Source organism: Pseudomonas sp. Z4-20 (assembly GCF_051131955.1).
GTDB classification, from domain to species: Bacteria; Pseudomonadota; Gammaproteobacteria; order Pseudomonadales; family Pseudomonadaceae; genus Aquipseudomonas; species Aquipseudomonas marvdashtae.
In genome coordinates this window covers 1,252,658-1,264,950 of record NZ_CP071641.1, presented here as the reverse complement: position 1 = coordinate 1,264,950, position 12,293 = coordinate 1,252,658, and the positions used below count along the sequence as shown (strand labels likewise).

9 protein-coding genes are annotated in these 12,293 nt (G+C 62.0%); 2 read left to right on the top strand and 7 right to left on the bottom strand.

Annotated elements, in window-relative coordinates; genetic code table 11:
* The first annotated feature begins 1 nt into the window (after position 1).
* The gene (nagE, locus tag J3P82_RS05895) at positions 2-1,726 is read left to right on the top strand and encodes an N-acetylglucosamine-specific PTS transporter subunit IIBC (RefSeq protein ID WP_434561445.1); all 1,725 of its coding nucleotides are present in this window, start codon (positions 2-4) and stop codon (positions 1,724-1,726) included.
* A gap of 185 nt (positions 1,727-1,911) precedes the next feature.
* Here nagE and J3P82_RS05890 read toward each other — a convergent pair whose 3' ends face one another.
* Together J3P82_RS05890 and purL are read right to left on the bottom strand one after the other, a co-directional pair.
* Positions 1,912-2,223, bottom strand: a complete 312-nt coding sequence (locus tag J3P82_RS05890; RefSeq protein WP_434561443.1) for an NGG1p interacting factor NIF3 — start codon at positions 2,221-2,223, stop codon at positions 1,912-1,914.
* A 4-nt stretch (positions 2,224-2,227) separates the two neighbouring features.
* Positions 2,228-6,124 carry a phosphoribosylformylglycinamidine synthase gene (purL, locus tag J3P82_RS05885; RefSeq protein ID WP_434561441.1) on the bottom strand — a complete coding sequence of 1,299 codons (3,897 nt, stop codon included), beginning with the start codon at positions 6,122-6,124 and terminating at the stop codon, positions 2,228-2,230.
* A gap of 287 nt (positions 6,125-6,411) precedes the next feature.
* Here purL and mltF point away from each other — a divergent pair, with 287 nt between their 5' ends.
* On the top strand, positions 6,412-7,872 hold the full coding sequence (gene mltF / locus J3P82_RS05880) for a membrane-bound lytic murein transglycosylase MltF (protein WP_434561439.1): 1,461 nt from the start codon (positions 6,412-6,414) through the stop codon (positions 7,870-7,872).
* 215 nt (positions 7,873-8,087) lie between these two features.
* Here mltF and pdxJ read toward each other — a convergent pair whose 3' ends face one another.
* The 5 genes from pdxJ to lepB all read right to left on the bottom strand — a co-directional run bounded on the left by pdxJ (position 8,088) and on the right by lepB (position 12,291).
* Positions 8,088-8,831, bottom strand: a complete 744-nt coding sequence (gene pdxJ / locus J3P82_RS05875; RefSeq protein WP_434561437.1) for a pyridoxine 5'-phosphate synthase — start codon at positions 8,829-8,831, stop codon at positions 8,088-8,090.
* Positions 8,832-8,880: 49 nt separating this feature from the next.
* Entirely contained in the window at positions 8,881-9,570 is a 690-nt protein-coding gene (gene recO / locus J3P82_RS05870) for a DNA repair protein RecO (RefSeq protein ID WP_186610933.1), read from the bottom strand.
* Between the two features lie 98 nt (positions 9,571-9,668).
* Positions 9,669-10,571, bottom strand: a complete 903-nt coding sequence (gene era / locus J3P82_RS05865) for a GTPase Era (protein WP_186610934.1) — start codon at positions 10,569-10,571, stop codon at positions 9,669-9,671.
* Positions 10,564-11,253 (bottom strand): ribonuclease III, encoded by a 690-nt coding sequence (gene rnc / locus J3P82_RS05860; protein WP_186610935.1) that lies wholly within the window; start codon positions 11,251-11,253, stop codon positions 10,564-10,566. Before rnc ends, era begins: the two co-directional genes overlap by 8 nt.
* A 183-nt stretch (positions 11,254-11,436) precedes the next feature.
* Positions 11,437-12,291 carry a signal peptidase I gene (gene lepB, locus J3P82_RS05855; RefSeq protein WP_186610936.1) on the bottom strand — a complete coding sequence of 285 codons (855 nt, stop codon included), beginning with the start codon at positions 12,289-12,291 and terminating at the stop codon, positions 11,437-11,439.
* Between the last annotated feature and the right edge of the window lie 2 nt (positions 12,292-12,293).

Sequence of the window (12,293 nt, the reverse complement as noted above, 5' to 3'; positions counted from 1 at the left end):
CATGTATCAGCATTTCATTGAAGGGTTGCAACGTCTCGGCCGGGCGCTGATGTTGCCCATCGCGATCCTGCCGATTGCCGGCCTGCTGCTGCGTCTGGGCGACACGGACTTGTTGAATATCGCGATCATCCACGACGCCGGCGAAGCGATTTTCGCCAATCTGCCGATGATCTTCGCCATTGGTATCGCCGTGGGCTTCGCCCGGGACAACAACGGCACGGCCGGGCTGGCCGGGGCCATCGGCTACCTGGTGATGATCGCGACACTGAAGGTACTCGACGCGACCATCAACATGGGCATGCTCGCCGGGATCATCAGCGGTCTGTTGGCCGGCGCGCTGTACAACCGGTTCAAGGACATCAAGCTGCCGGAATACCTGGCGTTCTTTGGCGGCCGACGCTTCGTACCGATTGTCACCGGTTTCAGTGCCGTCGGCCTGGGTCTGGTGTTCGGCCTGATCTGGCCGCCGATCCAGCACGGCATCAACAGCTTTGGCGAGCTGCTGATGGCCAGCGGCAGCTTCGGCGCGTTCGTCTTCGGGGTGTTCAACCGGTTGCTGATCGTCACCGGCCTGCACCACATCCTCAATAACATGGCCTGGTTCATCTTTGGCAGTTTCACCGACCCGCAAACCGGCGCCGTGGTCACCGGTGACCTGACCCGTTATTTCGCTGGCGATCCCAAGGGCGGCCAGTTCATGACCGGCATGTTCCCGGTGATGCTGTTCGGCCTGCCCGCCGCTTGCCTGGCGATGTACCGCAACGCCCTGCCCCAGCGGCGCAAAGTCATGGGCGGGATCTTGCTGTCGATGGCACTGACCTCGTTTCTGACCGGCGTCACCGAACCGATCGAATTCGCCTTCATGTTCCTCGCGCCACTGTTGTACCTGGTCCACGCGCTGCTCACCGGGCTGTCGATGGCGGTGACCAATCTATTGGACATTCACCTGGGCTTTACCTTCTCGGGTGGTTTCATTGACATGGTCTTGGGCTGGGGTAAATCCACCAACGGCTGGTTGGTTGTCCCGGTAGGCCTGGCGTATGCACTGATTTACTACGTGGTGTTCGACTTCTGCATCCGCCGCTTCGACCTCAAGACCCCAGGTCGGGAGGAGGTGCCGGCGGGCGACAAGCCGGTCATCGCCGAAAACCAGCGCGCCGCTGCCTATATCCAGGCGCTGGGCGGTGCCGAGAACATGATCACGATTGGCGCCTGCACCACGCGTCTGCGACTGGACATGGTGGATCGCAACAAGGCGTCCGACGCCCAGCTCAAGGCCCTCGGCGCCATGGCCGTGGTTCGCCCTGGCAACGGCGGCAGCTTGCAGGTGGTGGTGGGGCCGATGGCCGACAGTATCGCCGATGAAATTCGCCAGGCGTTGCCATCTTCGGAACGAGCCGCCAGTATGCCCGCAACCGCCGTGATCGAGCCTGCCCTACCGACTGACGTCTGCGAGACCGAGGCGCAACAGTGGCTCAATGCCCTGGGCGGTGGAGAGAATGTGTTGCAACTTGATTGCGTGGCGACGAGCCGTCTGCGCGTGCAATTGGCCGATGGCAAGGGGATATCGGAAAGCCAGCTCAAGGCGCTTGGCTGTCAGGGGGTTAGCTCGCTGGAAGGTGGCGTGTGGCACTTGCTGCTGGGCGAGAAAGCGCCGGGGGTGTGGCGGGCGTTGACGATGATCGTGAATCGGGATGGGGCCAAGGCTAAAACCTTCAGTGGCTGACACACTAATCCCGTGGCGAGGGAGCTTGCTCCCGCTGGGTCGCGCAGCGGCCCCAAGCTTTGGCGGTTGCTACGCAACCGAGCGGGAGCAAGCTCCCTCGCCACAAGGAGTTCGTGTACACAGAATCGCGGACAACAAAAAACCCGCTGAATCAATCAGCGGGTTTTTCATTTAAGCGGGGAAGATCAAAAATCCTCCAACCGCCACACTTCATACGCCGGTGTCTCGTAGGGATGGCTGTGTTTCAGCGCCTCCACCACTGTGCGGATCAACCCGTCGGCAACTACCAGCTCCACCTTCCATTCCTCGACTTGTTCGAGCTGCCCCACCTCACCGATGAACGGCTGGCTGCCGTCCAACGGGCGAAACTGGCCCAGGCCCAGCACTTGCCAAGCGCAGTGGTCATAGTCGCCGATTCGCCCGCCACCGGCGGCGAATACGGCGCTTTTGACCTCGTCGACATGGCTGGCCGGGACGAAGAAGCAGAGCTTGTACACCGTCTTAGTTCACCCAGACGCGTGCGTTGCGGAACATGCGCATCCATGGCGCGTCTTCGTTCCAGTCGTCCGAACGCCACGAGTTCTGCACCGCACGGAAGACTCGCTCAGGGTGCGGCATCATGATCGTGACGCGGCCGTCGCGGCTGGTCAGGCCGGTGATCCCGCGCGGCGAGCCGTTCGGGTTGGCCGGGTAGGTTTCGGTGACCTTGCCATGGTTGTCGACAAAACGCAGCGACACACAACCCGACAGATCGGCTTCCAGCAGTGCCTCTTCGCTTTCGAACTCCGCATGGCCTTCGCCGTGGGCGATGGCGATCGGCATGCGCGAACCGGCCATGCCTTGCAGGAAGATCGAGTTCGACTCCTGGACCTGGACCATCGCGACGCGGGCTTCGAACTGCTCGGAACGGTTACGCACGAAGTGCGGCCAGAACTCGCTGCCCGGGATCAGCTCGTGCAGGTTGGACATCATCTGGCAACCGTTGCACACGCCGAGGGTGAAGCTGTCGGTGCGTTCGAAGAAGTCCTGGAATGCATCACGGGCGCGGCTGTTGAACAGCGCCGACTTGGCCCAGCCTTCACCGGCCCCGAGCACGTCGCCGTAGGAGAAACCGCCGCAGGCGACCATGCCCTTGAAGTCGTTCAGGTCGACACGGCCGGAGAGGATGTCGCTCATGTGCACGTCGATCGCGTTGAAACCGGCGCGGTCGAACGCTGCCGCCATCTCCACCTGACCGTTGACGCCCTGCTCGCGCAGGACCGCCACTTGTGGGCGAATGCCTTTCTTGATGTAGGGCGCGGCGACGTTTTCGTTGACGTCGTAGCTGAGCTTGGCGCTCAGGCCCGGGTTGTCTTCTTCCAGCAGCGCGTCGAATTCCTGTTCGGCGCAATCGGCGTTGTCGCGCAGGCGCTGGATCTGGTAACTGGTCTCGGCCCACTGGCGCTGCAACACGCGACGCTGGCCTTCAAAGACCGTGTCGCCGTTGAAGGTGATGTTGATGTGGGCATTGTTGATCGGCTGGCCGATCACCGAGACGCACTCGGCCAGGCCGGCGGCGCTGAACTGGGCGAGGATGTCCGGGGTAGCGTCCTGGCGAACCTGAATCACCGCACCGAGTTCTTCGTTGAACAGGATGGCCGGGATTTCAGCGGCGGATTCGGCGACGCTGTCCAGGGTCAGGTTCAAGCCGCAATGACCGGCGAAGGCCATTTCCACCACGGTGGTCAGCAAGCCGCCATCGGAACGGTCGTGGTAGGCCAGCAGGTGACCGTCGGCGTTGAGGCCCTGGATCACCGCGAAAAAGGCTTTCAGGTCTTCGGCATCGTCGACGTCCGGCGCTTGCGAGCCGAGCTTGCCATGCACCTGGGCCAGGATCGAGGCGCCCATGCGGTTCTGGCCACGGCCCAGGTCGATCAGGATCAGGTCGGTGGTGCCCTTGTCCATGCGCAGTTGCGGGGTCAGGGTCTGGCGGATGTCGGTGACTGGGGCGAAACCGGTCACGATCAACGACAGCGGCGAGGTCACGCTCTTGTCCACGCCTTCGTCGTTCCAGCGCGTGGCCATGGACATGGAGTCCTTGCCCACCGGAATGGTGATGCCCAGTTCCGGGCACAGCTCCATGCCGACCGCCTTGACGGTGTCGTACAGGCGGGCGTCTTCGCCCGGATGACCGGCGGCGGACATCCAGTTGGCCGACAGCTTGATGTCGGACATCTTGCCGATGCGCGAGGCCGCGATGTTGGTCAGGGTCTCGCCGATCGCCATGCGGCCCGACGCCGGGGCGTCCAGCAGCGCCAGCGGCGTGCGCTCGCCCATGGCCATGGCTTCGCCGGTGTAGACGTCGAAGCTGGTGGCGGTCACGGCCACGTCAGCCACCGGCACTTGCCATGGGCCGACCATCTGGTCGCGGGCCACAAGGCCGGTGATGGTACGGTCGCCGATGGTGATCAGGAAGCTCTTGCTCGCCACGGCCGGGTGATGCAGCACACGCTCGATGGAGTCGGCGATGTCGAGGATCGATGGATCGAAATCGTCGCCCTGCTCGGCTTCGCGAACGGCCGAACGGTGCATCCGCGGGGCCTTGCCCAACAGCACTTCCAGCGGCATGTCCACCGGGCTGTTGCCGAAGTGGCTGTCGGTGACGGTCAGTTGCGGCTCGGCGGTGGCCTCGCCGACGACCGCGAACGGGCAGCGCTCACGCTCGCAGATCGCCTGGAAGCGCTCGAAGTCGGCCGGGCCGACCGCCAGGACGTAACGCTCCTGGGATTCGTTGCTCCAGATTTCGTGCGGGGCCATGCCCGGCTCGTCGTTCGGAATGTTGCGCAGTTCGAAGCGGCCGCCGCGGCCACCGTCGTTGACCAGTTCCGGGAACGCGTTGGACAGGCCGCCCGCGCCGACATCGTGGATGAAGCTGATGGGGTTCTGCTCGCCCAACTGCCAGCAGCGGTCGATGACTTCCTGGCAACGGCGTTCCATTTCCGGGTTTTCCCGCTGGACCGAAGCGAAGTCCAGGTCGGCCGAGCTGGTGCCAGTGGCCATGGACGAAGCCGCGCCGCCACCCAGGCCGATCAACATGGCCGGGCCGCCGAGAACGATCAGCTTGGAGCCGACCACGATCTCGCCTTTCTGCACGTGTTCGGCGCGGATGTTGCCCATGCCGCCAGCGAGCATGATCGGCTTGTGGTAACCACGGACTTCCTCACCACGGGGGGTGGTGATGGACTGTTCGAAGGTACGGAAGTAACCGGTCAGGGCCGGACGGCCGAATTCGTTGTTGAACGCCGCGCCGCCCAGCGGACCTTCGATCATGATGTCGAGGGCGGTGACGATGCGCTCAGGCTTGCCGTAGGGCTTTTCCCACGGTTGTTCAAAGCCCGGAATCCGCAGGTTCGACACGGTGAAGCCGGTCAGGCCGGCCTTGGGCTTGGCACCGCGTCCGGTGGCGCCTTCGTCGCGGATCTCACCACCGGAACCGGTGGACGCGCCCGGGAACGGGGCAATGGCGGTCGGGTGGTTGTGGGTCTCGACCTTCATCAGGATGTGCACCGGCTCCTGGACCGCACCGTACTGGCGGGTCTCGGGGTTCGGGTAGAAACGGCCAGCCACATTGCCGACGATGACCGCGGCGTTGTCCTTGTAGGCCGACAGCACACCTTCGTTATGCATCTGGTAGGTGTTCTTGATCATGCCGAACAGGCTTTTTTCCTGGCTCTGGCCGTCAATGTCCCAACTGGCGTTGAAGATCTTGTGACGGCAGTGCTCGGAGTTGGCCTGGGCGAACATCATCAGTTCGATGTCGTGCGGGTTGCGCTTCAAGCCCTGGAAGGCGTCGACCAGGTAATCGATCTCATCTTCGGCCAGGGCCAGGCCCAGCTCGGCGTTGGCTTTTTCCAGCGCGGCACGGCCGCCGCCCAGTACGTCGATGGCGGTCAGCGGCTTGGGCTCGGCGTGGCTGAACAGGCCGGCGGCCTGCTCAAGGTTGCCCAGTACGACTTGGGTCATGCGGTCATGCAAGCCGTCGGCGATCAGTTGGGCCTCGGCCTCGCTGAACTGACCGGCGACATAAAAGGCAATGCCGCGCTCCAGGCGCTGGATCTTCGCCAGGCCGCAGTTGCGGGCGATGTCGCTGGCCTTGCTCGACCACGGCGAAATGGTGCCGAAACGTGGCAACACCAGGAACAGCCGACCGGTCGGCTCCTGGACGGGAACACTGGGACCGTACTTCAGAAGGCGCGCGAGCACCTGCTGTTCGTCGCCGGTCAAACCGCCGGTGACTTCGGCGAAGTGAGCGAATTCAGCATACAAGCCACTGACAGCCGGTACTTTCTGGCTCAGTTGCTCAAGAAGTTTGCTGTGGCGAAAGGCAGAAAGGGCAGGAGCGCCGCGCAGGATCAACATCTTCGGGACAGCCTCGGGAAGGGGTGTGCTTTGAGGCCGTGCATTCTAGCCTAAACCGGTGGCGACGGCATCCGAAACGGTAGGGACAATGCCAGCCGAACGTCGGTCGTGGCGCAGACGGCTTGGTCGCGCCGCTGTTGCGAGAACGCCATGGAGTTATTTTTTACCGACATAAAACCCGCCGCGCGCCGGCCCGCCTGTGTTGCGGACACGTTTTGCAACCTCTAGCAGACTGGCCTTTCACTGTCGATATATGGCGGTCGAGGCCGTTTGCGTATACTGCGCAGATGTTTTCCCCAACGGCTTTGCGTCCGCGGTACGCCAGATGGCTGATCGCAACCGGACTCTTCCTGGTGCTCAGTGGTTGTGTTGAGAAACCCAACACACTGGAGCGCGTAAAGGAGGATGGCGTGCTGCGGGTCGTCACTCGTAACAGCCCCGCCACCTACTTTCAGGATCGCAACGGTGAAACCGGCTTCGAATACGAGCTGGTGAAGCGCTTCGCCGAGGATTTGGGCGTCGAACTGAAAATCGAGACCGCCGACAATCTCGACGACCTCTTCGGCCAGGTCGGCAAGCCCAACGGCCCGGTGCTGGCCGCCGCAGGCCTGGTCAGCAGCGAACAGCGCAAGAAACAGGTACGGTTTTCCCATCCTTACCTGGAAGTCACCCCCCAGATCATCTACCGCAACGGCCAGTCGCGCCCTACCGACGCGGCAGCCCTGGCCGGCAAGAAGATCATGGTGCTCAAGGGCAGCTCCCACGCCGAACAACTGGCGCAGTTGAAACAGCAATACCCGGGCATCGAATACGAAGAGTCCGACGCGGTTGAGGTCGTCGACCTGCTGCGCATGGTCGATGAAGGCCAGATCGACCTGACCCTGGTGGATTCCAACGAAGTGGCAATGAACCAGGTGTACTTCCCCAACGTACGCGTGGCGTTTGACCTGGGCGATGCCCGCAGCCAAAGCTGGGCGGTGGGCCCGGGCGAAGACCACAGCCTGCTCAACGAGATCAATGCGTATTTGGACAAGGTGCAGAAAAACGGCACGCTGCAGCGCCTCAAGGATCGCTACTACGGCCACGTCGACGTCCTCGGCTACATGGGCGCCACCACGTTCGCCCAGCATCTGCAGCAACGCCTACCCAAATACGAACAGCACTTCAAGGCCTACGCCAAGAAAGAAAAGGTCGATTGGCGGCTGCTGGCGGCGATCGGCTATCAGGAATCGCTCTGGCAACCGACGGTCACGTCCAAGACCGGCGTGCGCGGCCTGATGATGCTGACCCAGAACACCGCGCAGGCCATGGGCGTGTCCAATCGCCTGGATCCGAAGCAAAGCATCATGGGCGGCGCCAAGTACCTGGCCTATATGAAGGAGCAACTGGACGAGAGCATCGAAGAGCCAGACCGCACCTGGTTCGCCCTCGCCGCCTATAACGTAGGCAGCGGCCATCTGGACGACGCGCGCAAGCTCGCCGCCAAGGAAGGCCTGAATCCGAACAAGTGGCTGGATGTGAAAAAGATCCTGCCGCGCCTGTCGCAGAAACAGTGGTACAGCAAGACCCGCTATGGCTACGCTCGGGGCGGCGAACCTGTGCACTTCGTGGCGAACATCCGCCGCTACTACGACATCCTGACCTGGGTGACCCAGCCGCAGCTTGAAGGCAACCAGGTGGCCGAGGGCAATCTGCACGTGCCGGGTGTCGACAAGAGCAAGCCGAACCAGGAATCCCCGCAGTTATAAGCTGTAACCAACTTCCAATGTTGTGATGAACCTGTGGCGAGGGGATTTATCCCCGCTGGGCTGCGCAGCAGTCCCCAAAGCATTCAACTCAATCTGCCTGACACACCGAGGCGCCAGATTTTAGGGCTGCTACGCAGCCCAGCGGGGATAAATCCCCTCGCCACAATAGAATTTGCAAGCTCAAGTGAGCAGGCACATTGGGTTATGGGACGGGCTCAGGACTTGGCTGCAGCCAGGATCAACGCTTTCATCTCCGCCACAGCCGACTTGAACCCAACAAACATCGCATGCGCTACCAGCGCGTGGCCAATGTTCAGCTCGTTGATGCCCTTGATGGCCGCGACGGCTTCAACATTATGGTAGTGCAGGCCATGGCCGGCATTGACGATCAACCCTTGGGCCAGGCCAAAGGTGACGCCATCGGCGACCCGTTGCAGCTCATCGGCCACGTCCGTCGGCGTTTCGGCATCGGCATAACGACCGGTATGCAACTCGATGGCCGGTGCGCCGACACGCTTGGCGGCCTCGATCTGCCGCTCGTCGGCGTCGATGAACAGCGAAACTTCGGCACCGATCTTCGACAGCCGCTCCACCGCCAGGCTGATCCGCGACTCCTGCCCCGCTACGTCCAGGCCGCCCTCGGTGGTCAGCTCCTGGCGCGTCTCCGGTACCAGGCAGATGTGCGCCGGACGGATGCGTTCGGCGAACGCCATCATTTCCTCGGTCACGCCCATTTCAAAGTTCATGCGGGTCTGCAGCACGTCCTTGAGCAGCAGCACGTCACGCTCCTGGATGTGACGGCGGTCTTCACGCAAGTGCACGGTGATGCCGTCGGCCCCCGCTTCTTCCGCGTCCAGCGCGGCCTTGACCGGATCCGGGTAACGCGTACCGCGGGCCTGACGCAGGGTCGCGACATGGTCGATGTTCACGCCGAGAAGAATGCGATTGCTGGTGCTCACGAAAGCGCTCCTGAATGGACAGAGATTCGGCCCACAGCATACGGGTAGATCAGGGCTTGCGAAACAGCTCGCGACTGACCAGCGGCCGACCACCCAAATGAACCGCCAAGGCTTGGCGCATCAAACGCTTGGCCGCCGCCAAGGCGCCCGGTGCGGTCCAGTCGGCCTCGGCCATCGCCAGCAACTCAACGCCATTGAACAGGCCGGGCTGCAATTGATAGACCTGCTCCAGGCCCGCATCCACTTGCAAGCGGTACAGACCGTCCGCAGCGATGGGTTGACCGTGCAGGTCGGTGTCCAGGGCAAAACCGTAGCCCAGGTCGTCCAGCAGGCGCCACTCGAATGAACGCAGCAGCGGTTCCAGCGGGCGCCCCTCGGCCAAGGCTTGCAGCGTGGCGGCGTAGTGGTCGAAAACGGCGGGATGAGGATCTTCGGCCGGCAGCAGGCGAATCAGCAACTCATTAAGGTACAAGCCACTGAACAGCGCCTCGCCGTTGAGCCAGGCCGCCACGCCATTACTTTCCATGCGCCCGACGTTTTTCAACTCGCCCCGCCCGCGGAATTCGACTTCCAGCGGCACGAACGGCCGCGCCAGCGTCCCGGCCTTGCCCCGCGCCCCACGCAACACCGCCCGCAACCGCCCTTGGGGCGTGAGGAAGTCCACCAGGGCGCTGCTTTCGCGGTAGGCGCGCGAGTGCAGGACGTAGGCGGATTGCGCGAGGGGTTGGTTGGGGGACATCGGGGGCCTGAATATCAATAAGATATCAATGGATGAACAGATCTTGTGGCGAGGGAGCGTGCTCCCTCGCCACAAGAGCCCGCCCCCAGCCAATCAGATTACAGGTCGCCGTAACCCAATGAGCGCAATGCACGCTCGTCGTCGGACCAGCCGCCCTTCACCTTGACCCACAGGTTGAGCATGATCTTGGAGTCGAACAGCAGCTCCATGTCCTTGCGCGCCTCGGTGCCGATGCGCTTGATACGCTCGCCCTTGTCGCCAATGATGATTTTCTTCTGGCCGTCACGCTCAACGAGAATCAACGCATGAATATGCAGGGTCTTCCCTTGCTGCTTGAACTCTTCGATCTCGACCGTGATCTGGTACGGCAGCTCGGCACCCATCTGGCGCATGATTTTCTCGCGCACCAGCTCGGCGGCGAGGAAACGGCTGCTGCGGTCGGTGATCTGGTCTTCGGGGAAGAAATGATCATTTTCCGGCAGGTGGTCGGCAATCACCCGTTCCAGCGCGTCGAGGTTATGGCCGTGCTGGGCAGAGATCGGGATGATCTGGGCATTGGGCAACTGCTCCTGCAACCAGCTCAGGTGCGGCATCAGCTCGGCCTTGTCTTCGATGCGATCGGTCTTGTTCAGCGCCACGATCAAGGGGCCGGTCACGTACTGGACGCGTTCGAGGACCATCTGGTCTTCGTCGGTCCACTTGGTCCGGTCGACCACGAAGATCACCACGTCGACGTCTTTCAACGCCGCCGAGGCGGTCTTGTTCATGTAGCGGTTCAGGGCCTTTTCGCCGCCCTTGTGCATGCCCGGGGTGTCGACATAGATCGCCTGGACGGCGCCTTCGGTCTTGATGCCGAGCATATTATGGCGGGTGGTCTGGGGCTTGCGCGAGGTGATCGCCAGCTTCTGGCCGAGGATGTGGTTCAGCAACGTGGACTTGCCCACGTTCGGCCGTCCGACAATGGCAACATAGCCGCAGCGGGTGACGGTTGTATCAGTCATTGCCATTCTCCACGCCCAAGGCGATCAGTGCTGCGGCAGCCGCTACCTGTTCGGCAATACGACGACTCACACCCTGGCCTCGGCTTTTTTCATTCAATAAGACCACTTCGCATTCGACGAAGAAGGTTCGGCAATGCGGCTCACCTTGGATATCCACCACTTCGTAGCGCGGCAGATCGCAGCTGCGCGATTGCAGGAATTCCTGCAAGCGGGTCTTCGGATCCTTGTTGGTGTCCACCAGCGTCAAGCTGTCGATCTCGGAAGTCAGCCAGGCCAGCACACGCTCACGCGCCATTTCCATGCCCGCGTCCAGGTAAATCGCCCCGATCAATGCTTCCAGGGCGTCCGCCAGGATCGACTCGCGACGGAAACCGCCACTTTTCAATTCACCCGAGCCCAAGCGCAAGTATTCGCCCAGGTCGAAACCGCGGGCGAGTACCGCCAGGGTCTCACCTTTCACCAATCGTGCGCGCAAACGCGACAACTGGCCTTCGCGAGCCAGGGGAAAGCGTTCGAACAACGCCTCGCCGGCCACGAAATTGAGAATGGCATCGCCAAGGAATTCCAGGCGTTCATTGTTGCGCCCGGCAAAACTGCGGTGAGTGAGGGCCAGGAGCATCAGTTCCTGATCCTTGAAAGTGTAGCCGAGCTGGCGCTCGAGACGACTTAGAGAAACGCTCACGGTTTACCCACGCTGAGTTCGTGGCTGGATTCCACCGCCACGGCGGCGAGGCGCCGTTGGCTTGGGACAATTAACGCTGTGTTCAAAAATGACGTCCTGACTATCGTTGGCTTCATGCCTTCGGGAACCTTGTTCAGGCTCCAGAAATGCATTCGGCGCTGTGTTCAACAGCGCCGTGTGTGATTACTTGATCAGGCCAACCCGCGAGAAATTCGGCAGGTGACTGAGTTTGGGTTCCGGCCAGCTCATCCAGACCGCAAAGGCCTTGCCGACGATATTGCGGTCGGGGACCATGCCCAGCATGTCCTTGGGAATGTTCGGATCATCCCAATACCGGCTGTCGTTGGAGTTGTCGCGGTTGTCGCCCATCATGAAATAGTGCCCTGCCGGCACGGTCCACGAATGGTCCGGCGTGGCGCGGTAGCGGCTCATTTCCTTGCGGATCAGGTGTTCGGCTTCGCCGAGTTTTTCCTTGTACAGCTCGGCGCTGCCCAGGGTGCCCGGTTCGGAACCGATCAACTGCTCGGCCACCAGCTCGCCGTTGACAAACAGGCGCTTGTCGGCGGTGTAGCGGATCTTGTCGCCCGGCAGGCCGACCACGCGCTTGATGTAGTTGACGTTAGGGTCGCTCGGGAAGCGAAACACCATGACATCGCCGCGTTGCGGGTCGCCGATCTCGATGACTTTCTTGTCAATCACTGGCAGCCGAATTCCGTAGGAGAACTTGTTCACCAGGATGAAATCGCCAACGTCCAGGGTCGGCTTCATCGAACCGGACGGAATCTGGAACGGTTCCACCAGGAACGAGCGCAGCACGAGCACAATAAACAGCACAGGGAAGAACGACTTGCCGTATTCGACCAGCAGCGGTTCCTTGTTGAGCTTTTCGATGACCACGCCATCAGGCTGGCTGACGCTGCCCTGATAAGAGGCAATCGCGGCCCGGCGCCGAGGCGCCAGGAACAACAGATCAAGCAACGCCAACAAGCCGCAGACGAACACGGCGATAACCAGCAACAGCGGGAAATTTAGCGACATAG

What these genes read in the sequence shown, in the direction of transcription:
- era (WP_186610934.1), bottom strand. Translation starts at nt 10,571, where the DNA reads ATGACTGATACAACCGTCACCCGCTGCGGCTATGTTGCCATTGTCGGA.
- recO (WP_186610933.1), bottom strand. Translation starts at nt 9,570, where the DNA reads ATGTCCCCCAACCAACCCCTCGCGCAATCCGCCTACGTCCTGCACTCG.
- purL (WP_434561441.1), bottom strand. Translation starts at nt 6,124, where the DNA reads ATGTTGATCCTGCGCGGCGCTCCTGCCCTTTCTGCCTTTCGCCACAGC.
- mltF (WP_434561439.1), top strand. Translation starts at nt 6,412, where the DNA reads ATGTTTTCCCCAACGGCTTTGCGTCCGCGGTACGCCAGATGGCTGATC.
- lepB (WP_186610936.1), bottom strand. Translation starts at nt 12,291, where the DNA reads ATGTCGCTAAATTTCCCGCTGTTGCTGGTTATCGCCGTGTTCGTCTGC.
- nagE (WP_434561445.1), top strand. Translation starts at nt 2, where the DNA reads ATGTATCAGCATTTCATTGAAGGGTTGCAACGTCTCGGCCGGGCGCTG.